The sequence below is a fragment of the Nonomuraea zeae genome, from assembly GCF_005889725.1.
GTDB lineage: Bacteria > Actinomycetota > Actinomycetes > Streptosporangiales > Streptosporangiaceae > Nonomuraea > Nonomuraea zeae.
On the sequence record NZ_VCKX01000174.1, the window covers coordinates 1 to 26,015 of the forward strand.

21 protein-coding genes are annotated in these 26,015 nt (G+C 71.5%); 11 read left to right on the forward strand and 10 right to left on the reverse strand.

The features are described 5' to 3' along the window. Nucleotides 1-176: 176 nt before the first annotated feature. The 3 genes from ETD85_RS39810 to ETD85_RS39820 are packed head-to-tail and all read right to left on the reverse strand — an operon-like array spanning nt 177 to nt 2,463. Entirely contained in the window at nt 177-794 is a 618-nt protein-coding gene (locus ETD85_RS39810; protein WP_138695005.1) for a pentapeptide repeat-containing protein, read from the reverse strand. Nucleotides 795-811: 17 nt separating this feature from the next. Then, nucleotides 812-1,972 carry a cation:proton antiporter gene (locus ETD85_RS39815; RefSeq protein ID WP_138695006.1) on the reverse strand — a complete coding sequence of 387 codons (1,161 nt, stop codon included), beginning with the start codon at nt 1,970-1,972 and terminating at the stop codon, nt 812-814. Nucleotides 1,973-1,980: 8 nt separating this feature from the next. Further along, nucleotides 1,981-2,463, reverse strand: a complete 483-nt coding sequence (locus ETD85_RS39820) for a cation:proton antiporter regulatory subunit (RefSeq protein WP_138695007.1) — start codon at nt 2,461-2,463, stop codon at nt 1,981-1,983. A 281-nt stretch (nt 2,464-2,744) separates the two neighbouring features. Here ETD85_RS39820 and ETD85_RS39825 point away from each other — a divergent pair, with 281 nt between their 5' ends. From ETD85_RS39825 to ETD85_RS39835, 3 genes are all read left to right on the forward strand, one after another. Then, nucleotides 2,745-3,389 carry a response regulator transcription factor gene (locus tag ETD85_RS39825; protein ID WP_138695008.1) on the forward strand — a complete coding sequence of 215 codons (645 nt, stop codon included), beginning with the start codon at nt 2,745-2,747 and terminating at the stop codon, nt 3,387-3,389. A gap of 70 nt (nt 3,390-3,459) precedes the next feature. Next, the gene (locus ETD85_RS39830; protein WP_138695009.1) at nt 3,460-3,879 is read left to right on the forward strand and encodes an ATP-binding protein; all 420 of its coding nucleotides are present in this window, start codon (nt 3,460-3,462) and stop codon (nt 3,877-3,879) included. A gap of 69 nt (nt 3,880-3,948) precedes the next feature. Continuing rightward, entirely contained in the window at nt 3,949-4,956 is a 1,008-nt protein-coding gene (locus ETD85_RS39835; RefSeq protein ID WP_240779731.1) for a PAS domain-containing sensor histidine kinase, read from the forward strand. 130 nt (nt 4,957-5,086) lie between these two features. Here ETD85_RS39835 and ETD85_RS39840 read toward each other — a convergent pair whose 3' ends face one another. Continuing rightward, entirely contained in the window at nt 5,087-6,262 is a 1,176-nt protein-coding gene (locus tag ETD85_RS39840) for an acetate/propionate family kinase (RefSeq protein WP_138695011.1), read from the reverse strand. Beyond that, nucleotides 6,238-8,541 carry a phosphoketolase family protein gene (locus ETD85_RS39845; protein ID WP_138695012.1) on the reverse strand — a complete coding sequence of 768 codons (2,304 nt, stop codon included), beginning with the start codon at nt 8,539-8,541 and terminating at the stop codon, nt 6,238-6,240. Before ETD85_RS39845 ends, ETD85_RS39840 begins: the two co-directional genes overlap by 25 nt. Before the next feature lie 62 nt (nt 8,542-8,603). Between ETD85_RS39845 and ETD85_RS39850 the strand changes: the two genes are divergently transcribed. From ETD85_RS39850 to ETD85_RS39870, 5 genes are all read left to right on the forward strand, one after another. After that, nucleotides 8,604-10,310 carry an IlvD/Edd family dehydratase gene (locus ETD85_RS39850; protein ID WP_138695013.1) on the forward strand — a complete coding sequence of 569 codons (1,707 nt, stop codon included), beginning with the start codon at nt 8,604-8,606 and terminating at the stop codon, nt 10,308-10,310. 148 nt (nt 10,311-10,458) lie between these two features. Continuing rightward, nucleotides 10,459-12,090 (forward strand): glucose-6-phosphate isomerase, encoded by a 1,632-nt coding sequence (pgi, locus tag ETD85_RS39855; protein WP_138695014.1) that lies wholly within the window; start codon nt 10,459-10,461, stop codon nt 12,088-12,090. A 1-nt stretch (nt 12,091) separates the two neighbouring features. Next, nucleotides 12,092-13,459 (forward strand): glucose-6-phosphate dehydrogenase, encoded by a 1,368-nt coding sequence (gene zwf / locus ETD85_RS39860; protein WP_138695015.1) that lies wholly within the window; start codon nt 12,092-12,094, stop codon nt 13,457-13,459. 44 nt (nt 13,460-13,503) lie between these two features. Further along, a complete protein-coding gene (locus ETD85_RS39865) occupies nt 13,504-13,857 on the forward strand; it encodes a GerW family sporulation protein (protein WP_138695016.1) in 354 nt (117 codons plus the stop codon). Between the two features lie 99 nt (nt 13,858-13,956). Then, nucleotides 13,957-14,583 (forward strand): LysE family translocator, encoded by a 627-nt coding sequence (locus tag ETD85_RS39870; RefSeq protein ID WP_240779732.1) that lies wholly within the window; start codon nt 13,957-13,959, stop codon nt 14,581-14,583. 229 nt (nt 14,584-14,812) lie between these two features. On the opposite strand, the gene ETD85_RS39875 is transcribed toward ETD85_RS39870, so the two are convergent. Both ETD85_RS39875 and ETD85_RS39880 read right to left on the reverse strand, forming a co-directional pair. Continuing rightward, nucleotides 14,813-16,558 (reverse strand): hypothetical protein, encoded by a 1,746-nt coding sequence (locus ETD85_RS39875; protein ID WP_138695018.1) that lies wholly within the window; start codon nt 16,556-16,558, stop codon nt 14,813-14,815. Next, nucleotides 16,543-17,313: an ABC transporter ATP-binding protein gene (locus ETD85_RS39880; protein ID WP_138695019.1), complete on the reverse strand. Its 771-nt coding sequence runs from the start codon at nt 17,311-17,313 to the stop codon at nt 16,543-16,545. The genes ETD85_RS39875 and ETD85_RS39880 overlap by 16 nt, the downstream gene beginning before the upstream one ends. A 181-nt stretch (nt 17,314-17,494) precedes the next feature. Here ETD85_RS39880 and ETD85_RS39885 point away from each other — a divergent pair, with 181 nt between their 5' ends. Beyond that, nucleotides 17,495-18,076, forward strand: coding sequence for a TetR/AcrR family transcriptional regulator (locus ETD85_RS39885; RefSeq protein ID WP_240779733.1), 582 nt, complete (start codon nt 17,495-17,497; stop codon nt 18,074-18,076). Nucleotides 18,077-18,190: 114 nt separating this feature from the next. Here the strand turns inward: ETD85_RS39885 and ETD85_RS39890 are convergent, their stop codons facing one another. The 3 genes from ETD85_RS39890 to pulA form a co-directional block, all read right to left on the reverse strand. Next, nucleotides 18,191-18,913 (reverse strand): VIT1/CCC1 transporter family protein, encoded by a 723-nt coding sequence (locus ETD85_RS39890; RefSeq protein WP_138695020.1) that lies wholly within the window; start codon nt 18,911-18,913, stop codon nt 18,191-18,193. A 189-nt stretch (nt 18,914-19,102) separates the two neighbouring features. Further along, nucleotides 19,103-19,768 carry a hypothetical protein gene (locus ETD85_RS39895; protein WP_240779734.1) on the reverse strand — a complete coding sequence of 222 codons (666 nt, stop codon included), beginning with the start codon at nt 19,766-19,768 and terminating at the stop codon, nt 19,103-19,105. Between the two features lie 134 nt (nt 19,769-19,902). After that, entirely contained in the window at nt 19,903-23,496 is a 3,594-nt protein-coding gene (gene pulA / locus ETD85_RS39900; RefSeq protein WP_240779735.1) for a pullulanase-type alpha-1,6-glucosidase, read from the reverse strand. A 202-nt stretch (nt 23,497-23,698) separates the two neighbouring features. Here pulA and ETD85_RS39905 point away from each other — a divergent pair, with 202 nt between their 5' ends. Beyond that, a complete protein-coding gene (locus tag ETD85_RS39905; RefSeq protein ID WP_138695022.1) occupies nt 23,699-24,997 on the forward strand; it encodes an extracellular solute-binding protein in 1,299 nt (432 codons plus the stop codon). Between the two features lie 3 nt (nt 24,998-25,000). Continuing rightward, nucleotides 25,001-25,996 (forward strand): carbohydrate ABC transporter permease, encoded by a 996-nt coding sequence (locus ETD85_RS39910; RefSeq protein ID WP_138695023.1) that lies wholly within the window; start codon nt 25,001-25,003, stop codon nt 25,994-25,996. Nucleotides 25,997-26,015 lie beyond the last annotated feature (19 nt).

Consider the following 26,015-nt stretch of genomic DNA (forward strand, 5'->3'; position numbering starts at 1 on the left):
GGGGAGTCGAGGGCGGGGTCGCCCGTCCGCAGGTCGACCTCCCGCCCGTGGGGGAAGGCGGCGGTCACGGCCTGCTCGGCGGGGGTGAGATCGGCGATTCGCACAGGGACATCCTGGGCGAAGCGCCGCCTCTTCGCACACGCCGGGCCCGTGCGTCCCGCGTACAGGCCGGGGTGTTACGTGCGGACGTCCAGGCCCAGCGCCGCCGCGATCACCGTCGCCTGGAAGGGGTCGATGATCGCGCCCTTGAGCGTGACGGTGTGCGGGTCGAGCGTGCTCAGATCGCTCCCGCGCAGGTCGCACTTGGTGAGGTCGGCGCTGTGCAGCCAGGCCCCCGACAGGTCGCAGCGCCGCACCTCCGCGCCCTCCAGCCGGGCGCCCGTCAGGTCGGCCTCCCGCAGCCGGGTGCCGTGGAAGGCGCTGCCCCGCAGGTCGGCGCCGGGCAGGCCGGCGTAGGACCAGTCGCCGCCCTCGACCTTCAGCAGCCCGTAGGTGCAGCCGTCGAACATGCTGCCCGTCAGCTTGCAGCCCCTGAACGTCGCGTCGAAGAGCGAGCAGCGCGTGAACGTGCAGTTGAGGAAGCGGGCGTCCTCGTGCACCGACACGTTGAACCGCACGTTCCTGAACTGGCACTCCTCGAACGAGGAGCCGTGGTTGACCAGCTCGGTCATGTCCACGTCCTGGAACAGCACCCGGTGGTGGCTCTCGCCGGAGAGCTCGAGGCTGTCCCAGTCCGCGGACCTGATCGTCGTCTCGGTGGGAGGCGCGTGCACGCCGTGCTTGCGGTCGGCCATACGAACAAACTAGCGGATCAGGCTCGTTTGGCGATGGCCTCGATGAGCGGCTGCACCAGTTTGGCCGCCAGCGGGCCGAACGCCGCCAGGATGAGCACGTACGCCGCCGCCAGCGCGCCCAGGTCGGGATGGGCGCCCGCGCCCACCGCCAGACCGGCGATGACGATGTTGAACTCGCCACGGGGGATGAGCGCGATGCCCGCCCGGGCCTGGCCCGCCTTGGCGATGCCCGCCCGTCTGGCCGCGTACGCGCCGGTGAGCAGTTTGGTGATCATGCTCACCAGGGCCAGCAGCGCGGCCAGGCCCGCCACCGGCAGGATCTTCGACGGATCGGTCTGGAAGCCGAAGAAGACGAAGAACACCGCCGCGAACAGGTCGCGCAGCGGCGCGAGCAGCGCCTGCGCGTCGTGGGCGAGCTGCCCGGACAGGGCGATCCCGACCAGGAACGCGCCGACCGCCGCCGACACCTGCAGCTGCTGCGCGAGCCCGGCCACCAGCAGCGCCAGCCCGACCACCTTCAGCAGGAGGACCTCGTTGTTCGGGCTGGACACGAACGCCTCGATGAAGCGCCCGAACCGCAGGGCCACGACGAGCACGACGCTCACCGTCAGCAGCGCGATGCCCACCGAGATGGCCCCGCTCACCAGGCTCAGCCCGGCCAGCATGGTCGTCAGGACCGGCAGGTAGATCGCCATCGTCAGGTCTTCGAACACCAGCAGGGACAGCACCGTGGGTGTCTCCCTGTTACCGATCCACCCCAGATCGGACAGCACCTTGGCGGTGATGCCCGATGAGGTGGCGTAGGTGACGCCCGCCATGGCGACGGCCGCCACCGGCCCCCAGCCGAGCAGTAACGCGCATATGGCGCCGGGGGCGGCGTTGAGCACCAGGTCGACGATGCCGGCTCTGGCGTTGCTCGTCAGGCTCGTCACCAGCTCGTCGGCGTTGTACTCCAGGCCGAGAGTCAGCAGCAGCAGGACGACGCCGAGCTCCGCGCCGACGGATATGAACTCCTCGCTGGTCGCCAGCGGCAGCACCCCGCCGGTCCCGAACGCCAGACCGGCGATCAGGTACAGGGGGATGGGGGAGATGCCGCCGCGCAACGCGAGCGCGCCGAGCACCCCCAGGCCAAGCAGTACAGCACCGAACTCGAGAAAGATGACCGCGGTATCGTGCACCCGCGGGCCTACCCGTCCACCAGGATGTCGGCCACCCCTGCGGTGCTGTCCTCGCTGCCGACCACCACTACGACGTCGCCGGCGCGGAAGGTGAATTCCGGGCCGGGGCTGGCGAACACCTGGCCGCCGCGTACGACGGCGACGATGGACGCGCTGGTACGGGTCCGCACGCGGGCGTCACCCATGGGACGGCCCTCGTACGGGGAATCGGGCGGGATGGGCAGCTGCACGCTGACCAGGCCCTCGACCTCCGAGTGCAGCTGGTTGAGCCGCTGGACGATGCGGGGGGCGCCCAGGAGCTCGGCCAGGGCGTCGGCCTCCTCGTCGTTGAGCTTGACGGTCTGGCATGCGCGGTCGGGATCTTCCTTGTCGTAGATCACCAAGACCCGCTGGCCGGTACGGTGCGAGACGACGCCTACCCGCTGACCTTTGCGGGTGGTGAAATCGTGCCGTAGTCCGATTCCCGGCAGTGCTGTTTGTTCGACCTCCACCTAACCCACCCGTTCAGATCCTCATATTTCCGGACAACCCTACCAACGGCTTATTCCCTCCCGACCCCGGCTCAAGGGCCTCCCCTTTGCATTTGCGCGGCTCCGGGCTTGCCTTCCCATGGCCCGCGGCCGGATCGGCGGCCGTCGCCGGACCCGGGACGGGCGGCTTTCGTGGCGGCGGCCCGGCAGGCGTGTCACGCTGGTGGGACACTCGGTTTCACACCGCCGTCCCACAGACACAGCTCAGCCCGCATCGACCGACAACCAAGGGACCTCGCGCCATGCCGTCTCCGCCCTCGATCCGGCTGGTTCTCGTGGAGGACCACGCCATGGTCGCGGAGGCCATCGGCCTCGCCCTCGGCCGGACGCCGGACATCGAGGTCGTCGCGCAGTCCGGCACCATCGCCGGCGCGGTGGCCGACACCGGGAAGCACCAGCCCCACGTCGTCGTGCTCGATCGCCGCCTGCCCGACGGCGACGGCATCACGGCCATCGGGCAGCTCGCCGCCGTCGCGCCCCGGGCCCGGGTGCTGGTGCTGACCGGCGAGGCGACCGTGTCGGTCGCGGCCAGGGTGGTGGCCGCCGGGGGCGCCGGGCTGCTGGTGAAGTCGTCGCGGCTGGGCGAGCTGGAGTCGGCGGTGCGCGAGGTGGCGGCCGGCGGGGTGGTCTTCGCGCCGGGGCTGCTGCCCGGCGTGCTCGACCGGCTCACCGGCCGGGCCGGCCGCCTGGGCTCCGAGCTGACCGGGCGCGAGCGCGAGACGCTGCTGCTCCTGGCCGAGGGGGCGAGCACGTACGACATCAGCCAGCGCCTCGGCGTGGCCCGCAACACGGCGCGCAACCACGTCCAGCACGTCCTGGAGAAGCTGGGCGCGCGGTCCAAGCTGGAGGCGGTGGCGGTCGCGCGCAAGGAGGGCCTGCTGGATTGACGCATTTGCACTAGGCGCTGTGACGCGGTTGCGTCTCGTGACCACCGGTCGCCTCCCCGAGAGTAGATGGATGGGCAGTGAGGAGGCGTGGCCGTATCGGGTGGACGCTCATCTGCCGGCGGAGATGGGCAGCATCACGGTGGCGCGCCAGATCGCCCGCGAGGCTTTGTCGGAGTCGGGTTTCCAGGGGCGTCACGAGGATGTCCTGCTGGTGGTGTCGGAGCTCGTGACGAACGCGCTGGTGCACGGCGCGGGGCCGCCCGAGCTGCGCATCAGGGGCGATGTCGCGCGCATGCGGATCGAGGTGGGCGACGACGGCGAGGACCTGCCCGAGCCCCGTGAGCCGGGACCGGCGAGCGGCTGGGGGCTGCACGTCGTCAGGCTGCTGTGCACCGGCTGGGGCATCGAGTCGGACAAGGACGGGAAAGTGGTCTGGTGCGAGGTGGCGGCCCAGCTCAGCCCGCTCCAGGCCGGCCCCCAGGAGGTCTGAGCAGGTTCCGGTTCCGCGCCGGGCGTGAAAGGCTGCGGTATGCCCGTGCATGACCGCCCGCATGAAGATATGACGCTGCTCGTCCAGAGCATCCGCGACTACGCCATCTTCATGCTCGACCCGCGCGGCAGGATCGTGAGCTGGAACGCGGGGGCGCAGCGCATCAAGGGATACACCGCCGAAGAGATCATCGGCACCCACTTCTCCGTCTTCTACCCGCCCGAGGACACCGGGTCGGGCAAGCCGGACAAGGAGCTGGAGATCGCCGCCGACGCCGGCCGCTGGGAGGAAGAGGGCTGGCGGGTCCGCAAGGACGGCACCAGATTCTGGGCCAGCGTGGTGATCACCGCCCTGTACGACGGGAGCGGCGAGCTGCTCGGCTTCGGCAAGGTGACCCGTGACCTGACCGAGCGGCGCACCATGTCCAGGGCGCTGGACGAGCGCGGCCTGCTGCTCGCCCACCTGGTCCAGGCCCAGGAGCGGGAGCGCAGGCGGATCGCCTCCGACGTGCACGACGACACGATCCAGGCCATGGTCGCCGTCGGCATGCGGCTGCGGTCGCTGGCCGACCGGCTCCCGGAGGGGTACGCCGCCGACCTGCGCGACCTCGACGACGCCGTGGACGCCGCCGTCGGCCGCCTGCGCGACCTCGCCTTCCGGTTGCGCCCGCCGGGGGACGGGCTGATCGAGGGCCTGCGGGGCTATCTGGAGCTGGCGGCGGCGGACCTGACGTACGAGCTGGTCCACGACCTGGACGGCGAGCCGCCCGCCGAGACCGCGATCACCGTCTTCCGCATCTGCCAGGAGGCCGTGACGAACGCGCGCAAGCATGCCCGGGCCCGCACCCTCTCCGTGCAGCTGGCCGCCCGTGACCACGGGGTGCACGTCCGCGTCCGCGACGACGGCGTCGGCCTGCCCGCCGAGTCCGGAGGGATCGCGCGGCACGGGCATTTCGGGCTGCTCGAGATGCGTGAGCGGGCCGAGACGGCGGGCGGCTGGTGGGGGATCAGCGGGGCGCCCGGCGCGGGCACGACGGTGGAGTTCTGGGTGCCCGCCGTGCCGCACGCACAATCCTGACCGCCCTGGCCGGACGGGGCATCAGGCCACTCCCATCAGGCCGCTCCCATCAGAGCAGGCTCATCATCAGGGCAGGCTCATCATCAGGGCAGGCTCATCGTCAGGGCAGGCTCATCGTCAGGCCAGGCCGTCATTCGATCAGGTCGAGTGCCTGTCGGGCGATCTCCCATTCCTCGTCGGTGGGGATGACGAGCACCGCGACCTCGGCGTCCGGCGGCGAGACCGCGCGCTCCTCCAACGACCCGGCCTCGTTCAGCGCCGGGTCCACGGTGATGCCGAGCCGGTCGAGCCCGGACAGGCAGGCGGCGCGGGTGGCGGCGTCGTGCTCGCCCACCCCGCCGGTGAACACGATCGCGTCCACCCGGCCGAGCAGCGCGTAGTAGGCGCCGACGTACTTGCGGATGCGCCGGGTGTAGATCTCCAGCGCCAGCCCGGCCTCGGCGTCGCCGCGGGCGCGTACCTCGCGCATGTCGCTCGTCCCGGCCAGCGCGAGCAGGCCGCCGGCGTAGCTGAGCTCGTGCTCGGCCTGCTCGGCGGTCATCCCGTCCACCCGCGCCAGGTAGCCGGGCAGGGCGGGGTCGACGTCGCCCGAGCGGGTGCCCATGACCAGCCCCTCCAGCGGCGTCATGCCCATGGAGGTGTCGGCGCTGCGCCCGCCGGAGATCGCGGTCGCGCTGGCGCCGTTGCCCAGGTGCAGCACGATGAGGTCGAGCCCGGCGAGGTCGCGGCCGAGGAAGCGGGCGGCCCGGCGGGAGACGTAGGAGCAGGAGGTGCCGTGGAAGCCGAAGCGCCGCACCCCGAGCCGCTCGCGCCAGTCGCGCGGCACCGCGTACGTGTACGCCTCCGGCGGCAGCGTGAGCTGGAACGCGGTGTCGAAGACGGCCACCTGCGGCACCCCGGGGAAGGCCCGGCGCGCGACCTCGATGCCGGTCAGGTTCACCGGGTTGTGCAGGGGAGCCAGCGGCGCCAGCTCCTCGATGGCCTTGATCACGCCGTCGTCGATGAGCACCGCCTCGGTGAACCTGACGCCTCCGTGCACCACGCGGTGCCCGACGGCGACCGGGCTCAGCTCGGGCCCCGCCGCCTCGAACGCCCGCATCATCGCCGCCAGCCCGTCGCCGTGCCCGGCGTAGCGCTCCTCCCGCTCGTACGGCGGCCCGTCACCGGCGTGGTGCGTCAGCCGGCCCCGCTCCTCGCCGATGCGCTCGACCAGGCCCCTGGCCGGGCGGCGGCGCGTGCGCACGTCCACGAGCTCGTACTTGATGGACGAGGAGCCGGTGTTCAGTACGAGGATGTCGCCGGCCATGTCCACGACCTGATCTCCGCGGGGTCCTCGCCGTGGTCCCTGGTGTACGCGCGGGCCCGCAGCCGCTCGTCGCTCATGTGCTGGCGCAGGTGCGCCTGGGTGGCGGCGAGCCCGGGCACCCGGTCGATGACGTCCATGACCAGGTGGTAGCGGTCGATGTCGTTGAGCATGCACATGTCGAACGGCGTGGTGGTGGTGCCCTCCTCCTTGTAGCCGCGTACGTGCAGGTTGTCGTGGTTGCGGCGGCGGTAGGTGAGCTGGTGGATGAGCGACGGATAGCCGTGGAAGTTGAAGACGACCGGCTTGCCGACGGTGAACAGGTTGTCGAACTCGGTGTCGGACATGCCGTGGGGGTGCTCCGACGGCGGCTGGAGCCGCATCAGGTCCACGACGTTGATCACCCGGATCTTGAGGTCGGGCAGGTGCTCGCGGAGCAGGGCGGCGGCGGCCAGCGTCTCCAGGGTCGGCACGTCGCCCGCGCAGGCCAGCACGACGTCGGGCTCGGCGCCCTCGTCGGTGGAGGCCCACGGGAGGATGCCCAGCCCGCGGGTGCAGTGCGCGATGGCCTCGTCCATGGTGAACAGGTCGAGCACCGGCTGCTTGCCCGCCACGATCACGTTGACGTAGTCGCGCGAGCGCAGGCAGTGGTCGCCGACCGACAGCAGCGTGTTGGCGTCCGGCGGCAGGTAGACCCGCACCACGGACGCCTTCTTGTTGATCACCACGTCCAGGAAGCCCGGGTCCTGGTGGCTGAACCCGTTGTGGTCCTGCCGCCACACGTGCGACGACAGCAGGTACGTCAGCGACGCCACCGGCCGCCGCCACGGGATCTTCTGCGACGACTCCAGCCACTTGGCGTGCTGGTTGAACATGGCGTCGATGATGTGGATGAACGCCTCGTAGCAGTTGAACAGCCCGTGCCGGCCGGTCAGCAGGTAGCCCTCCAGCCAGCCCTGGCACAGGTGCTCGCTCAGCACCTCCATCACCCGTCCGCCGGGGGCCAGGTTCTCGTCCGTGGGCAGCATCTCGGCCTCCCACGCCCGGTCGGTGACCTCGAACACCTCCGTCAGCCGGTTCGACGCCGTCTCGTCCGGGCCGAGCAGCCGGAACGTGCGCGGGTTGGCGGCGATCACGTCGCGCAGGAACCCGCCGAGCACCCGCGTGGGCTCGGTCGACTGGGTGGCGGGCGACTTGACCTCGACCGCGAGCCTGCGGAAGTCGGGCAGCCGCAGCGGCGTGAGCAGCTCGCCGCCGTTGGCGTGCGGGTTCGCGCTCATCCTGCGCGCGCCCGCCGGCACGGTGTCCCTGACATGGGCGACCGGGCGGCCCTCGCCGTCGAACAGCTCCTCCGGGCGGTAGGAGCGCATCCACTCCTCCAGCATGGCCAGGTGGCTCGGGTTCTCGCGAACCTTGGCCAGCGGCACCTGGTGGGCCCGCCACGTGCCCTCGACCGGCTTGCCGTCCACCTCGCGCGGCCCGGTCCAGCCCTTCGGGGTGCGCAGGATGATCATCGGGAGCCGGTCGGCGTCGCCCGCCTTGTACGCGGCCATCTCGTCGAACGCGGTGTCCAGGGTGCCGGCCATCTCCTCGTGGGACGGGCCGACGATGTGGGGGCGGTAGCCGTACCCCTCCATGAGCTTGACCAGCTCCTGCTCGGGGATGCGGGCGAGCACCGTGGGGTTGGCGATCTTGTAGCCGTTCAGGTGGAGGATGGGCAGCACGATGCCGTCGCCGCGGCGGTCGAGGAACTTGTTGGAATGCCAGCTCGCGGCCAGCGGGCCGGTCTCGGCTTCGCCGTCGCCGATGACGCAGGCCACGACCAGGTCCGGGTTGTCGTACGCGGCGCCGTACGCGTGCGCGAGCGAGTAGCCCAGCTCGCCGCCCTCGTGGATCGAGCCGGGCGTCTCCGGCGCCACGTGGCTGGGGATGCCGCCGGGGAAGGAGAACTGGCGGAACAGGCGCCGCATGCCCTCGGCGTCCTGCGAGACGTCGGGATAGCGCTCCGAGTACGAGCCCTCCAGCCAGGCGTGTGCCACGGCGGCGGGACCGCCGTGTCCGGGACCGGCGATGTAGATCATGTCCTGGTCCCGCTCGCGGATCACCCGGTTGAGATGGGCGAAGCAGAAGTTCAGCCCGGGGGTGGTGCCCCAGTGGCCGAGCAGGCGCGGCTTGATGTGCTCCGGCCGCAGCGGCTCGGTGAGCAGCGGATTGTCCAGCAGGTAGATCTGCCCCACGGACAGGTAGTTCGCCGCCCGCCAGTACGCGTCTATATGGTCCATGCCTGTCCTGATTCCTCCACAGCACGTGCTGAATCCCCGAACGCCCCGATAAGGTGCCGGGCATGGAATTCAGGAGTTCGCGCTGGTATTCGGGAAACGACCGGAACTCCTACATCCATCGGGCGTGGATGCGGCGCGGCCTGCCGCGCGAGGCGTTCGAGGGCGGCAAGCCGCACATCGCGATCGCCAACACCGCCTCCGACCTCACTCCCTGCAACTCCCACCTGAACGAGGTGGCCCAGAGCGTCATGAACGGCGTCTGGGAGGCCGGGGGAGTGCCGCTCAACCTGCCCGTCGTCTCACTGGGCGAGACGAACGTCCGCCCGACCGCCATGCTCTGGCGCAACCTGGCCGCCATGGCGACCGAGGAGATGCTGCGCGCCAACCCCATCGACGGCGTGGTGCTGCTCGGCGGCTGCGACAAGACCATCCCCGCGCTGCTCATGGCGGCCGCCTCCGTGGACCTGCCGGCCGTCGTGGTGCCCGGCGGCCCCATGCTGACCGGGCACTTCCGCGGGGCCCCGCTCGGCTGCGGCACCGACGTGTGGCGGCTCAGCGAGGAGGTACGCGCGGGGACGCTCTCCCGCGAGGCGTTCCTCCGGTCGGAGTCGTCCATGATCCGCAGCCGCGGCCACTGCAACACGATGGGCACCGCCTCCACCATGGCGTGCATGGCCGAGGCGCTCGGCATGACCCTGCCCGGCACCGCCGGCACCCCCGCACCCGACAGCCGCCTGCTCGAACGCTCCCACGAGAGCGGCCGCCTGGCCGTGGACCTGGTCCGGCAGGGCCTCCGGCCGAGCGACGTGATGACCAGGGGCTCGTTCCTCAACGCCATCGTCACCCTGGCCGCCGTCGGCGGCTCCACCAACGCCGTCGTCCACCTGCTGGCCATCGCCGGCCGGCTCGGCGTGGAGCTGAGCCTGGACGACTTCGACCGCACCGGCGCCGGCGTGCCGCTGCTGGCCGACCTCCAGCCGGCCGGGCGGCACCTGATGGACGACCTGTTCAGGGCGGGCGGGCTGGCCGCCGTGCTCAAGGAGGTCGAGGACCTGCTCGACCCGGAGGCGATCACGGTCACGGGACGGCCGCTGACCGAGCATCTGGCCGACGCCGAGATCTGGGACGAGAACGTCATCAGACGGCGCTCCGACCCGCTGCTCCCGGACGCGGGCATCGCCGTCCTGCGCGGCAACCTCGCGCCGGGCGGCGCGGTCATCAAGCCCGCCGCCGCCTCGCCCGAGCTCCTGCGGCACCGCGGCAGGGCGGTCGTCTTCGACAGCGTCGAGGACGTGTACGCCCGGCTCGACTCGCCCGACCTGGACGTGGACGAGACCTCGGTGCTGATCCTGCGCGGCTGCGGGCCCAAGGGGTACCCGGGCATGCCGGAGGTGGGCAACCTGCCGCTGCCGCAGAAGCTGCTGGCCAAGGGCGTGCGCGACATGGTGCGCATCAGCGACGCGCGCATGAGCGGCACCGCGTACGGGACGGTCGTCCTGCACACCGCGCCCGAGGCGGCGGCCGGCGGGCCGCTGGCGAGGGTGCGCACCGGCGACCCGATCGTGCTCGACGTGGCCGCCCGCCGGCTCGACGTGGACGTCCCCGACGCCGAGCTGGCCGCCAGGCAGCCCGTCATGACCGGGCACGCCAGGCCCGCGCGCGGCTGGGAGCGCCTCTACGTCGAGCACGTCACCCAGGCCGACCGCGGCGCGGACCTCGACTTCCTCATCGGCTCCGGCGGCGACCACGTGGGCCGCGAATCCCACTGAGGGTTCCAGCGGCGTCCAGGTGGGCCGCGAATCCCACTGAGGTCCTAAAGAGTCGGCTCCGCCATGCGCGGAATCAACCGCGCGGGGTACTGGGTTACGGGACGATGAGATCGGCTTGACCGGTTTGGCGATCCGAGGAGGAAGAAGCGTGAGCGGCGACATCAGCCAGAGCCAGGAGTGGGCGGCCCTGGACAAGCACCACGAGGAGCTGGCCGGCCGGCGGCTGCGCGAGCTGTTCGCGGAGGATCCCGGCCGGGCCGGTCGCATGGCGGTGACCGCCGGCGACCTCTACCTCGACTACTCCAAGCACCGCGCCACGGAGGAGACCGTCGGCCTGCTGGTGGCGCTGGCCGAGCGAGCCGGGCTGAGCGGCCGGATCGCCGCCATGTTCGGCGGCGAGCACATCAACGTCAGCGAGGACCGCGCCGTCCTGCACGTCGCGCTGCGCCTGCCCGAGGACGCCGAGCTGGTCGTGGACGGGCAGGACGTCGTGCGCGACGTGCACGCCGTGCTCGCCAAGATGAGCGCCTTCGCCGGCCGGGTCAGGTCCAAGGAGTGGAAGGGCGCCACCGGGCGGCCCATCGAGACCGTCGTCAACATCGGCATCGGCGGCTCCGACCTCGGCCCCGCCATGGCCTACGAAGCGCTGCGCGACTACGCCGACGCGGGCATCGCGGCCAGGTTCGTCTCCAACATCGACCCGGCCGACATCACCGGCAACCTCGCCGGCCTCGACCCCGCGACCACGCTGTTCGTGGTCAGCTCCAAGACCTTCACCACGCTGGAGACCCTCACCAACGCCAGGGTCGCGCGCAGCTGGCTGGTCGGCGCGCTGGGCGAGGAGGCGGTCTCCCAGCATTTCGTGGCCGTCTCCACCAACGCCGAGAAGGTCGCCGAGTTCGGCATCGACACCGACAACATGTTCGGCTTCTGGGACTGGGTGGGCGGCCGCTACTCCTACGACGGCGCCATCGGCCTGTCCCTGATGATCGCCATCGGGCCCGAGCGCTTCCGCGAGATGCTGGCCGGCTTCCACACCATCGACGAGCACTTCCGCACGGCCCCGTTCGAGGCCAACATGCCGGTGCTGATGGGCCTGCTCGGGATCTGGTACACCGACTTCTTCGGCGTGGAGACCCGCGCCGTGCTGCCCTACAGCCAGCGGCTGCACCGCTTCCCCGCCTACCTGCAGCAGCTCACGATGGAGTCCAACGGCAAGTCCGTGCGGGCCGACGGCAGCCCCGTCACCGTCGACACCGGCGAGATCTTCTGGGGCGAGCCGGGCACCAACGGCCAGCACGCCTTCTACCAGCTCCTCCACCAGGGCACCCGGCTGGTGCCGGCCGACTTCATCGGCTTCGCCGAGCCCTTCGACGACCGTGAGGGCATGCACGACCAGCTCACCGCCAACCTGCTCGCGCAGACGTCGGCGCTGGCCTTCGGCAAGACGGCCGAGGAGATCGCGGCCGAGGGCACCGCGCCGGAGATCGTGCCGCACAAGGTGATGCCGGGCAACCGGCCCACCTCCACCATCCTCGCGCCGAAGCTGACCCCCGGCACGCTCGGCCAGCTCGTCGCCCTCTACGAGCACATCGTGTTCGTCGAAGGCGTGATCTGGGGCGTCGACTCCTTCGACCAGTGGGGCGTGGAGCTGGGCAAGAAAATGGCGCTCGACGTGGCGCCCGCGCTCACCTCCGAGGAGCCGCCGGACACCTTCCCCGACCCCTCCACCGAGCAACTCGTGCGCCGATACCGCGAGCTGCGCGGAAGGCGCGTCTGACATGGGGCACGCGGGCGCACTCGTCCTGTTCGGCGTCACCGGGGACCTCGCGCGCAAGATGCTCCTGCCCGCCCTTTACCACCTGACCGCCGACAGCCGGCTCGACCTGCCCATCATCGGCGTGGCCAAGACCGACCTCGACCTCGACGGGCTGCGCGAGCACGCCCGCGAGGCGTGCGGCGGCGTCCACGACGCGGCGTTCGAGAAGCTGGCGGGCAACCTGCGGCTGGTCAGCGGCGACTACCGCGACCCGGAGACGTTCGCCAAGATCCGCGAGGAGGTGGACGGCAAGGGCTTCCTCGTCCACTACCTCGCGGTGCCGCCGTCGCTGTTCGCCTCCGTCGCCGAAGGGCTGGCGGGGGCGGGGCTCAACCACGAGGCCAGGCTCGTCGTGGAGAAGCCGTTCGGGCACGACCTCGACTCCGCCCGCGACCTCAACGGCGAGCTGCTGAAACACTTCGACGAGGACCACCTGCGGCGGGTCGACCACTTCCTGGGCAAGGAGCCGGTCGAAGACCTCATGGTGTTCCGCTTCGCCAACATGCTGCTGGAGCCCATCTGGAATCGCAGCTACATCCGCAGCGTCCAGATCACCATGGCCGAGGACTTCGACGTACGCGACCGGGGCGCCTTCTACGACGCCAACGGCACCGTCCGCGACGTGGTGCAGAATCACCTGCTGCAGCTGCTGGCCATCCTCGCCATGGACCCGCCGCCCTCCACCGACGCCCGGGCCCAGCTCGACGAGAAGTGGCGGGTGCTGCGCGCGGTGCAGGCCATCGAGCCCGGCGACGTCGTACGCGGCCAGTACGAGGGCTACCTCGACACCGACGGCGTCCGCGACGGCTCCACGACCGAGACCTTCGTCGCCCTGCGCGCCCACATCGACAACTGGCGATGGGCGGGCGTGCCGTGGTGCATCCGCTCCGGCAAGGCGCTGCCGACCACCGACCTGGAGATCGTCGCCGAGCTGCGCAGGCCGCCGGTGACCATGTTCCGCGGCGGCGACGCTCCGACCGGCCCCAACCTCATCCGCTTCAGGCTCCAGCCCGACGCCGGGGTGACGTTCGACCTGCTGGCCAAGGAGCCGGGCAAGCAGCACACCCGGCCGGTGCCGGTGAGCGTCGACTTCACCAAGGTGCTCGGGCCGATGGAGGCCGCCTACGAGCGCATCCTGGCCGACGCCATCAGCGGTGATCCGCGGAGGTTCGCCCGGTTCGACCTGGTGGAGGAGTCGTGGCGGATCGTCCAGCGGGTGCTCGACCTGCCGGAGCCGCCGCTCCCGTACGCAAAGGGATCCTGGGGTCCCGAGCAGGCCGCGAAGGTCGCGCCGGGCGGCTGGCACGAGATCTCGACCACGTTCGACTGACCGGGGCAGTGGTGCGACGGGCGATCCGGGACGACGATGGGGCCATGAACATCACGGAGCTGATGGAACAGGCGAAGGACGCCGCGACCGTCAAACGCGTCTTCGGCGAACCGATCCAGCATGGGGACGTCATCGTCATCCCGGTCGCCCGGATCACCCAAGGGGGCGGCGGGGGCCAGGGGACCGGCCAGAACGAGAAGGGCGAGGAGGGCGGCGGCAGCGGCGGCGGCTTCGGATACGCCGCCTCGCCCGCGGGGGTGTACGTCATCAAGGACGGGGACGCGCAGTGGCGGCCCGCCATCGACGTCAACCGCATCGTCATCGGCGGCCAGTTCGTGGCCGTCGTCCTGCTGCTGACTTTGCGCACCATCTTCAAGAAGTGGCGCCGCAGGCGGTGACGGGCGCCGCTGTGCGGGCCGGTGAGGGGGTGGGCCCGGGGACGCATGGCCCTGATCCCCGTGGAGACGCACCCCCCTAAGCTGGGCGCCATGACATCTATGACCGAAATCGTGGCCTTTGGCGGGATAGTGCTGATCGGGGCGATGTCCCCGGGCCCCGATTTCGCGGTCGTCGTACGCCGCTCCGCCGTCTCCGGCCGCGCGTACGGCATGGCCGCCGCGGCGGGGATCGCCGTGGGGGTGTTCGTCTGGGTGGTGGCCGCCGCCACCGGCATCGCGGCCCTGCTGGCCGCCTCGGCGACCGCTTTCACCGTGGTCAAGGTCGTCGGCGCGGCCTACCTGCTCTACCTCGGGGCCAAGGCGCTGCGTTCCGCCCTGCGTAAGGGCGGCCCGCTGGAGCTGGACCTGCCGGACCCGGCGCGGCGGACCTCGTGGGCGGCGTTCGCGGAAGGGCTGCTCACCAACGTGCTCAACCCCAAGGCGGCGCTGTTCTTCGTGGCCCTGGTGCCCCAGTTCGTCAGCCCGGGGGAGTCGGTGCAGGACACGCTGCTGCTGTCGTTGATCGCGCTGGCCGGCACGGTCGCGTGGTTCCTGGTGGTGGCCAACGTCGTCGGCACGCTGCGCAAGGTCTTCGCCAGGTCCGCCGTACGCAGGATCGTGGACGGCCTGACCGGCGTCGCCCTCATCGGCCTCGGACTCAAGCTGGCCACCTCAACCCGCCCCTGACGCCTGAGCCGGCCCTTCCCGCGCGGTGGCGGCCGGGAGCAGGGGGCGGCGCGACCGCTCCCCACACGCGTCCCTGCCTTGGCACGGACCTCACCGGCCCGCTGCCGCCCTCCCTGCTCGGCACAACCCCGCGCCGCCGCCCGAGGCGTCGGCGGCACGGTACGCGCCGGGTTCTTCGCACTCGCGCCATGCGGCTCAACCAAACGACCACTGGTGCGTGACCGATCCCTCAGCCATGAGCCGGCCTAGATCGAGGTGATGACGGCTTGACGATCCACCCGCCTGCCCCGTACATCGCCAGGCCGAGCAGGATGAAGGCGGCGGCGGCCGGATAGCGCAGGGCGGGCGGCAGGTAGGTGGCCAGGAACCAGCTGTGGCGCAGCATGTCGTTGGCCACGAAGACGGCGGCCACGATGCCCTGCGGGACCAGCGGGATGGAGCCGAAGCCGAAGCACCACCAGGCGATCGTCTTCCGGGTCTTGGACAGCCCGTTGAAGCGGGACCTCGTCATCGCCCGCGGCTTGCGGCCGGTGCGCATGACCTGAAGCAGCTCGGGGCCGTGCGCGCGCAGCCGCCGCTCGGCCAGCAGGCCGAAGCCCCACCAGCAAAGTACGCCGGTCAGGACGCCGACGGCCACGCCGGCCCAGCCGTACCGGAGGGCCACCAGGGCCGCGGGCGCGCCGGTGAGTGCCACCAGGGCCAGCATCAGGTACGCCTGACCGGTCAGCGCGCCGTCGTCCTCGCTCGTGCGCAGCGGGTTGCCGGCGCGGCGGTGCGGGTCGGTGCCGGGCACCAGGCCGTACACCGAGATCAGCGGCACCAGCCCGGCCGCGCCGCCGAGCAGGGCGGGCAGCAGTGCCAGGACCGGTGGCCACGGCCCGCCGGTGACGGCGGTGAGCGCCACGGTCAGCACGACCGCCACCGGCGCGTGCGCCGACAGCCAGGCCAGTTGCCGTCCGCGCACGTCGCTCGCTCCGGGGATCGTGATCGTCAGCCACAACGCCGTGCCGTCGGTGCCGTACAGATTGGCCGCCATGGCGGCGGCCATGACGACGAAGATCGGCCCCGCGTAGGGCAGCATGCCGTCCCAGCCGAGGAGCAGCGGGCTGGCGGCGAAGCACAGGGCGTAGGACAGGGCGAAGGTGAGCTGGTGGGTGCGTACCAGGTCGCGTGACCAGGTGCGCCGCTCCTTGGCGACGACCGCGCCGACCGGGGTGGCCGCCGTGATCGGACGCCTGCCGCGCGTGGAGACACCGGCTGCGCCCCCGCGCCGGTTGAGCAGCGCCGCCCAGGCGCCGACAAGCAGCAGCACCAGTACGGCCAGTGCCGCCAGCGCCCACCAGTGGCCCTGGACGGCGAGCAGGCCCCAGCCGGAGGGCAGGTACCACACCGCGGCGGGCACGCCCGTCTGGCCGAAGGCCCAGAAGAAGACCCAGACCTGTCCGAGCGCCGCCAGGACGGCGCCGTTGAGCACGCCGAAGACGATCGCCCCCGCACGGGTGCGCAGCGCCAGCCCGGCCACCGCCACGGTCACCTTGGACAGCAGCACGAACACGGCCAGTTGCAGCACCATCGCGGGCACGGCCACCACCGCGTTCGCGGCGCCGACCCCGATGCCCGCGACCAGCAGCCCGGCCAGCGCGGTCAGACTGACCAGCGGCGCGACGCCGACGAAGGCGGCGACCAGCAGCCCGGTGGCCAGGCGGCGCGGCGGCAGGCCGATCAGGGAGAAGTATTCGGGCCGCAGCGTCTCGTCGCCGCCGCCCATGAAGACGGGGCCGAGCATCCAGCCCAGCAGCCAGACCGTGTACCCGGCGGCCAGCAGATCGGGGCCGGAGAAGGCCAGGCCGACGGTTGCGGCGGCGAACAACACGCCGAGCGCGGCGCCGGTGCCCGCCGTCTGCGCGCGGGTGCCGTGGAAGGCATGGCACAGCACGGCGAGCTTCATCCGGGCCATGGTCAGCGCGACAGCCACGACAGCTCCTTGACTCCGCCGGCGGGGTCGCCGACGAGCCCGACGAAGGCGTCTTCCAGGGAGCGCCGGCCACGTACCTCGTCCAGCGTGCCGGCCGCGGCCACCCGGCCCTGGTCGATCACCGCGACGTGGTCGCACAGCTGCTCGACCAGCGCCATGACGTGGCTGGAGAGCACGATGGAGCCGCCACCGGCGACGAAGCCGCGCAGGATTGTCTTGATCGTGGCGGCCGAGACCGGGTCCACCGCCTCGAAGGGCTCGTCCAGGACCAGCAGCCGCGGTGCGTGCAGCAGCGCGGTGGCCAGCCCGAGCTTCTTGCGCATGCCGGTCGAGTATTCGATGACCAGGGTCTGGCCCGCGCCGTCCAGCTCCAGCACGCTCAGCAGCTCCTCGGCCCGCCGGGCCACCACGTCCTCGGCCAGGCCGCGCAGCAGCCCCAGGTAGGTGAGCGCCTCGCGCCCGGTCAGCCGCTCAGGCAGGGCCAGCCCGTCGGGCAGCACTCCGACCAGGGCCTTGGCCCCATCCGGCGCCGACCACATGTCCTGGCCGAAGACCTCGGCGCGGCCGGCGTCCGGCCGCAGCAGCCCTACGGCCATCGACAACGAGGTGGTCTTGCCCGCTCCGTTGGGGCCGACCAGGCCGAAGAACGACCCGCGCGGCACTTCCAAGCTGACGTGGTCGACCGCGAGCTTGTGGGCGAACCTTTTGACCAGGCCGGTCAGGCGCAGCGCGGGTGCGTCGGGTGATGCTCTCAAGGGCTCTCCTTATCGAACCACGGTCGAACCACGGTCGAACCACGGTCGAACCACGGCGAGTGGACATTTCGCCGCGAACAACAGAACGGCACGGGCCGTGCCGCATCAGGACGTGGTCAGTCTGGGCGCATCCCGTCACGATTGTCAACACGGCACGTGCCGTACCCTTAAGGTGGACGACATGACCAGCAACCGGCCCGAGCGCGCCGCCGCCCGCACCACAGTGATCATGCAGGCCACGCTTGCCCTGGCCCAGGAGATCGGCTACGCCAGGCTGAGCATCGAGGCGGTCGCCGCGCGGGCCGGTGCCGGCAAGCACACGATCTACCGCCGCTGGCCCTCCAAGGGCCTGCTGTTCCTGGACTCGCTGCTGTCGCTGAACGAGCCCGTCCTCGACTATCCCGACACCGGCGATGTCCTGGCCGACCTGCGCGAGCAGATCTACGCGGCGGTGGACCTGCTGGCCAGTCCACCGTGGGGCCCGCTCTACCGGGCCCTGATCGGCGAGGCGCAGCACGATCCCGCGGTTGCCGCCGCACTCAACGACCGCTTCATCCGCCCGCAGACGGACAAGACCATCGCCCGGCTCAAGACCGCCCAGGACCAAGGCCAGGTCTCGCCCGACCTTGATCTCGACCTGGTCATGGCGATCCTGTCCGGACCTCTGTACTTCGGGCTCCTGATCACCCAGGAGTCCATGACCCACGACTACATCGATCGCGTCCTCGACGCCCTCTTCACCGGAATGAGCCCGAGGCACTGAGCCGGGGACGCGCTGTCGGCCTGTCCTGGACCGGCCCCTCCTGAAACGTGCATGCGCACTCGAGAGTGGTTGCTGGTGGCACCCTTGCCCCCGGTCCGCCAGGCGGCGGCCCCGCTAGGAGACCGCGACTCCGAGCAGGTGTCCCAGGCCGAAGGTGACGGCCGCGGCCCCCACCCCCAGGACGAGCTGCCGCAGCCCGCCCAGCCACCACGGGCGAGCGGTCATCCGTGCGACCACGGCCCCGAACCCGAACAGGGCCAGCACGCTCAGCACTAGGGCGAGCGCCAGCCCCGACGCCCCGAACAGGAACGGCACCAGCGGCACCAGCGCGCCGACCGCGAACGCGCCGAACGACGAGGCCGCGGCCAGGCGGGGCGAGGGCAGGTCGTCGGGATCCACGCCCAGCTCCTCGCGTACGTGCACGCGCAACGCCTGCTCCGGGTCGGCCGACAGCCCTTCCGCGACCCGGCGGGCCAGCTCCGCGTCGAGGCCCCGCTCCCGGTAGAGCGCGGCCAGCTCGGCCTGCTCGCCCTCCGGGTTGCGGGCCAGCTCGCGCCGCTCCGCCGCGATCTCCGCCCGCATCAGCTCGGTCTGGGACTTCACCGACGTGTACTCGCCGGCCGCCATGGAGCACGCGCCGGCGATCAGGCCCGCGAAGCCCGCCAGCACCGCGCCCCTCCCGGCTCCCGCCGCCCCGACGACTCCGGCGATCAACGCGAAATTGGACACGAGACCATCCATCGCCCCGAACACCGCCGGCCGCAGCCAGCCACCGGTCACGTCCCGGTGGCTGTGGTGCTTCTCGGGGGAGTACGGCTTGACGAGCTCGATGGTCATGAAAATGCCTCCACATGCTAAAGCTTCAGTATGAAATTTAGGCATATGGCAGCAAGATCCGCAACGAAGGGGAGGCTTGCCTGACCTGCGAAGAAGCGGGTTGAGCGGCCGTTTCGGACGCACATGAACGCCCCCTGTGGCGAGTGCCACAGGGGGCGTCGGTGGTCCGGTCGCGGTGTGGTGATGTGGTCAGGCGTGTGCGGGTGTCGCCTCGGGTACGTCCGCCGTCCTCGGGCCGCGGATCAAGGCGTCGCAGTCGGCGATCGTCTCCTCCAGCAGCCTGCGCAGCAGCGCGTCCGGATCGGAGATGCACGCCTGCACGATGCCCACCACCGAGAGCTGCACCGCGTTGGGCGCGGCGTACCGGCGGAAGCCCTTTTCCGTGATCCTGGCCGCGCGGCTGAAGCGCCTGGCCTGTTCGGTCGCGTGCGGGACCTCGGCCATCGCCCGGCGGCTGGCCTCGCTGAGCCGTCCCGACGGGGCGCCGTCGAGCCTGGCCAGCATCTCCTCCGCCGCCAGCACCGACACCGCGAGCGCCAGCTGGCGTTCGGCCGCGGCCACCGGCAGCGCCGTCGTGGCGCAGCGCAGCGCGATCCGCGCGTCCACGCGCAGGTCGTCGCTGGACAGGCCGATGATGGACGGGACGAGCCCGACGAGCTTGGCCCGGCTCTCGTCGCTGGTGTTGTCGTTGACCAGGCGGGCGAGCGCGGCCAGCAGCGGATGCGTGCAGGCCGGATGGTCGCTCCACCGCTCCCCGGCTAGGTAGGAGGCCAGTTCCATGAAACAGGCACCGCGCTTGGGATTGCGATGCCTGCCGCGGGACAGGACCGGCATGTGATCAAGGTGATTGTCCACGGATGCTCCACTGCTCCACGCGATCGCCGTCTATCCAGTCTGCGCCGTCGTGCGCGCCAACGCCAGTGATGAGGCGTCATCATGCTTATGTTCCCCGAGCAGGCCCGTACGAACGCGCGAACCCGGCAGCGCGCTCACGAACGGACGAAAACCGCCGTGGTGCGGGCCGGGACCGTCAGCGTGCCGGTGGCGGCGTCGAACGCCGACTCCCGCACGACCGGATCGGCCGATCCCGCCTGTACGGGGTGCAGCGCCACCGCCTGCCCCACCAGTGACTCCAGCACCTGAGCCTGCGCGTACGGCGTGGCGTTGAACACGACGGTCACCGACGCCCAGCGCGGATCGAGGCCCGAGGTGTCCACGTGCATGGCGATCACCCCCTCGGCCGAGGCGGGGAACGACAGCCGCCGCCGTACCTCCTCCGCCGTCCCCAGCGCGAACGCCGGCGTCGAGTACCTGATCCGCAGCAGCTCACCGAAAAGGGCCCGCGCGGCGGTGATCGCCGAGCAGTCCGGCCGCAGGCGCGCGTCCGCCAGCAGCGGCCGGGCGTACGGCCACCGGGCCTCGTTGCCGGCCCTGGGCGGCAGGCCCGCGCCGAACCCGTTGCCCGCCGCGCAGTCCCACAGCAGCCGGTTGAACCAGTCGCCGGAGTCGTAGGAGTTGCGGTCGAAGGACTTCGAGCGCAACCGCTCGCTGCCCGCGTGCACGAACGCCACTCCCTGCGCCAGCAGCACCGTGGCCAGCGACAGCGCCTGCATGCGCACCCGGTCGGCCATCGCCGTCTCCTGCGGCAGCTTGTACGCCAGCGCGTCGAACAGCGTCTCGTTGTCGTGCGCGTCCACGTACGTCACCGCCTCCCCGGGCGCGTCGGTGTAGCCGGCGGGGGAGCCGTTGTAGTCGATCTCCGAGCCCTTCTTCCCGGACGGCAGCACGTAGTCGCGCAGGTTGCCGGTCAGCCCGAGCCTGATCAGGTCGCCGTAGCCGGCCAGCCGGGCACGCTGCTGCTCGGGCGAGCCGTTGGCGGAGGAGCCGTTGGGCGCTCCCGCCAGCCCCGAGCCGAAGCCCTGCACCCGCGGATCGCCCTCGAACGGGCCGCCGCCGCGCACCGCGTCCCGCAGCCGGTCGCTGAACGTGCCGATGCCGGTCCCCGCCAGGTTCGCCTGCGTGGCCTGCTCGAACCTGGCGTTCCCGGCCACCTCGCCGAAGTCCCAGCCCTCGCCGTACAGGATGATTGACCGGCCGTCCACGCCGTCCTCGGCGAGGGTCAGCGCGTCCAGGGCGTGGCGGACGGCGAGGATGTTCGCCTTGGGGTGGTGGCCCATGAGGTCGAAGCGGAAACCGTCGATCTTGTACTGTCTCGCCCAGGTGACGACCGAGTCGACGATCAGCTTGCCCATCATGGTGTGCTCGGGCGCGGTGTTGGCGCAGCACGTGGAGGTGGCCACGGTGCCGTCGTCGAGGAGGCGGTGATAGTAGCCGGGCACGATGGGGTCGAGCACGGCGGTCGAATGCGTGTGGTTGTAGACCACGTCCATGACCACGCGCAGCCCGGCCTGGTTGAGCGCGGCGACCATGCCGCGGAACTGCCTGATCCGGTCGTCCGGGTCCGTCGCGTACGAGCCCTCGGGGACCGTGTAGTGCAGGGGGTCGTAACCCCAGTTGAAGGAGTCGGTGGCGGCCGTCGCCGCCACGTGCTCCTGCTGCCGGTCGGAGTCGGGGGGCAGCGCGGCCAGGTCGCCGCCCGGCTCGGTCCTGTCCGCCCGGCGCTCGGGGACCGTGGCGAAGTCGAACACGGGCAGCAGGTGCACGTGCGTGAGCCCGTCCGCGGCCAGCGCCCGCAGCTCCCGCATCCCGTCGGTGGCGGATGCGGAGCCGGGTGCGGTGCCGGGTGCGGTGCCGGGTGCGGTGCCGGTGGTGAAGGCGGCGTACGTGCCGCGCAGCTCCTCCGGGACGCTCGCGTCGGAGGCGGAGAAGTCGCGCACGTGCAGCTCGTAGATCGACGCCTGGTGCTGCGGCACCGCCGCCGGCTTGGCCGGCTCGTCCCAGCCGGGCGGCTTGAGCGCCGCGTCGTCCAGGCGTACCAGCCTGCTGCGCGCGCCGTCTGCGGTCACCGCCAGGCTGTAGGGGTCGGTGACCTCGTTCGTGACGATCGCGCCGGCCTGGGGGGAGTAGACGGTGACGAGGTAGGTGTACTCGCGGCCCAGCCACTCCGGCGGGCCCTGGACGGACCAGACGCCGGTCTCGTCGTCGCGCCGCATCGCGTGCACCTCACGCCCGGCCTCGTCGCCTCCAGCCGGCTCCCACAAGGCCAGTTCGACCTGGTGCGCCGTCGGCGCCCACAGCGACAGCACCGGATCCGGGTCCCCGGACGGGCCGAGCACCGCGGTGGCGGCCCCGGCGTACAGGTCGTCGAGCACGCCCGGGAGCTGCACCCCCGTAGCCGCCAGCAGCGTCCCGTCCGCGGACCGCTCCACGGCCACCACCTGGCCGCGCACCGCCTGCCGGACGAGGCCGGCGTCGCGCGGGTCCACCCTCAACGCCGTCCACGCGGAAAGATGCGGCCAGGCCCGCCGCTGCGCCTCGCTCAGGGCCCCCGCCGCCAGCCGGATGATCCGCAGGTCACCGGTCAGGTCGCCCTTCTCGCAGGCGATCCCGCCGGCGGCGCTGAAGGCGAGGGAGTGCGCCAGGGACGGGTCCACCCGCCAGGCCACCGTGTCCCGGTCGAGCCAGACGGCCCGAGCCCTGGTCAGGTCGGCGTCCGCGCCCAGGGCGGGCGGTTGGGGCAGCAGGTGGCCCCGCGTCGTGCCCAGCCGCCAGATCTCGTTGCCCGCCAGCGCCACATCGAGTGCCTGATCGTCCGGCAGGTCCTTGTCGTCGCCGTCGTGGATGACGTACCTCAGGCTCTTCGCCCCCTCGGCCAGTGGCACCCTGAACACGGCCCCGAAGCCGTCGGTGCCCGCCGGCCGCACGGGGGAGGCCCATTCCGTCGGCTCGGCCGCGCCGCCCCACACGTGCAGTCCCCAGCGGTGATGGTTCCCGTCCGCGCGGCGGTAATGCAGGACGACCGCGTTCTCGGCCGCCGCCCCTGTCGGATGGACCGTGGCAAGGCCCGAGCGCACGTACGCCTCGGGCTGCGCCGCCGGGGTGAAACCCTGGTCGGGGCCGGGGTCCTTCGCGTCACCGCGGTGGATGAGGAAGCTCAGCGGCGCCGCGGCGTTCTTCAGCGGCACGTTCCAGTACACGCCGAAGGAGTCGGCGCCGTCCGGCGGGCGCGGGCTCGCCCAGCCGGTCGCCGCGCCGTCGGCGATCGCCTCGCCCCACAGGTGCAGGCCCCATCCGCCGTACGCCCCGTCGGGCCGGTGATAGTGCACCGTGGCCGAGCCCTGGGCGGCGGCCCGCGACACGAACGTCTCCGCCTTGCCGCCGGCCAGCCAGATCTCCCCGTTCCGCCCGGGATCGACCAGGTGGTCGCCGCCGTCCTTCTCGTCGCCCCTGTGCGCGAGGACGCCGACGCCGGCGGCTCCCGGCCTGAGCCTGATCCACGCGAACCCGCCGTAGGCGTCCTCGCCCTCGGGCTCCAGCGGCGCGTTCCACTCCGTGGGGCTCTCGACGTCGCCCCACACGTGCAGGCCCCAGCCGCGGGGGTCGGGGCGCCGGTCGTGCACGACCAGCCAGTCGCGCCGGACCGCCGCCGGCTCGGGAGCTTCGTGCCCTGCCGAGTTCTCCACCTTTGCCTTGTACGCGATTTTCGTCCCACCGGCCAGCCGCGCAGGTAAGCGCGGGACGACTGGATCTTTGCAAGAGTTTCAGAAAGCAGGCGGCCCAGATGTAACAACTTGCAGAAGCCTGCCGCAGCCATCTACCCGAGCGCGCCTCCTCGGCGTAACGTCCGGCTTACTCCGGCCTCCGATGAACTGTGAGGAGAAGGACATGCGACGACTTTTACCGGCCGCAGCGGTCGTTGCGGCGCTCGCTCTGGCAGTCTCCGCCTGTGGTGGCGGCGGCGGTGGTGGCGGTGGCACCGCCGCGTCGGAGCCCCCGGTCTCCGACCCAGCGAAGATCACCGGTGAGGTGACGTGGTGGGACACGACGAGGCCGGACAGTGAAGGGCCGACGTTCCAGGCGTTGATCAAGCAGTTCGAGACGGCGTACCCGGGCATCAAGGTCAAATACGTGAACGTGCCGTCCGACCAGGCGCAGAACCAGTTTCAGACGGCGGCGCAGGCCGGGTCGGGCGCGCCGGACGTGATCCGGTCGGAGGTGGCCTGGACGTCGCAGTTCGCCTCGCTGGGCTACCTCCAGCCCTTGGACGGCACGCGGGCGGTGGACAAGCAGGAGGACTTCCTGGCGGGCCCGTTGAGCAGCACGAAGTTCGGCGGCAAGACGTACGCGGTGCCGCAGGTGACCGACACGCTGGCGCTGATCTACAACAAGCGGCTGCTGAAGGAGGCCGGCCACGACCAGGCGCCGAAGACCGTCGAGGAGCTGAAGCAGACGGCGCTGGACGTGAAGGCGAAGACGGGGGCGGCGGGGCTGGCGCTGAACGTGGACTCGTACTTCCTGCTGCCGTTCATGTACGGCGAGGGCGGCGATCTGCTCGACGTGGCCAACAAGAAGATCGTGGTGAACTCCCCGGCCAACGTGAAGGCGATCCAGACCGTCGCGGACCTGATCGGGTCGGGCGCGGCGCCGAAGCCGGCCACGACGGAGAGCTACGCCAACGCCATGACGGCCCTGAAAGAGGGCAAGGCGGCGATGATCTACAACGGGCCGTGGGCGCTGTCGGAGATCTACCAGGGCAAGGAGTTCAAGGACAAGACGAACCTGGGCATCGCACCGGTCCCGTCGGGCTCGGTGAAGGCCGCGGCCCCGACCGGCGGCTGGAACCTGGCCATCTACGCCGGCTCGAAGAACATCCCGGCCGCGTACGAGTTCGTCCGCTTCATGACCACCGTCGAAGCCCAGGCGAAGATCGCCAAGGAGATCAGCCTGCTGCCGACCCGCACGTCGGCCTACGCCAACCCGGACGTGCAGGGCAACGCGGACGTCGCGGTGTTCAAGCCGATCATGGACACGGCGGTGCCGCGGCCGTGGATCCCCGAGGGCGGGCAGCTGTTTCAGCCGCTGCTGGAGGGCTACCAGGCGCTCGTCGGAGGCAAGTCCGCCCCCGCGGACATGCTCGCCAAGGTCGATGAGCAGTACCACGGGATCATGAAGGACTGGAGCTGACCGGTGGCGGTCTCCACCGGGGCGCGGGCCGCGGGCGAGTCCGCCCGCGGCCGTAGCGGCCGGCGCCACGACCGGCCCGGCCGGTTGCGGCGCTCGGCGGCCAGGCACTGGTACGCGTGGGCGATGATCGCGCCCGTGGCGGTCGTGATGCTGGTGCTGATCGGCTGGCCGCTGGCGCGCGGGGTGTACCTGTCGCTGACGGACGCGACCGAGGCGAACATCGGCCGGACCATCGGCGTGAACGTCATCCCGGCCAGTTACGAGTTCGTCGGCCTGGACAACTACCTGCAGATCCTGACCAGCGGCCTGTTCTGGGACAAGCTGGTGTGGACGGTGATCTGGACGGTCGTGTGCGTGGCCGCGCACTACGGGATCGGGCTGGGCCTGGCCGTGATGCTGAACCGCAAGCTGCGGCTGCGCTCCCTCTACCGGGTGCTGCTGATCCTGCCGTGGGCGGTGCCGGCGTTCGTGGCGGCGTTCATCTGGCGCTACCTGTACAACAGCGACTACGGCGTGATCAACGGCTTCATGAAGGCGGCCGGGCTGGGCGGCGTCGGCTGGCTGGACGAGCCGTTCACGGCGAAGGTCGCGGTGATCGTGGTGAACGTCTGGATCGGCGTGCCGTTCATGATGGTCGCCCTGCTGGGCGGCCTGCAGTCGATCCCGGCCGAGCTGTACGAGGCCGCCGAGGTGGACGGCGCCTCGCCCTGGCAGCGCTTCACGGCCATCACGCTGCCGGGGCTGCGCCAGGTGTCGAGCACGGTCGTGCTGCTGGGCACGATCTGGACCTTCAACATGTTCCCCATCATCTTCCTGATCACCAGGGGCGGGCCGGGCAGCGAGACCGAGATCCTCGTCACCTACGCCTTCCGCGAGGCGTTCACCGGGATCCGCAACTACTCGGGCTCGGCCGCCTGGGGTGTGATCATCCTGCTGATGCTGGTGGTCCTCGCGGTCGGCTACCGGCGTACCCTGCGCAGTCAAGGAGACCCCTGGTGACCCCCACGGCCCCCACGAC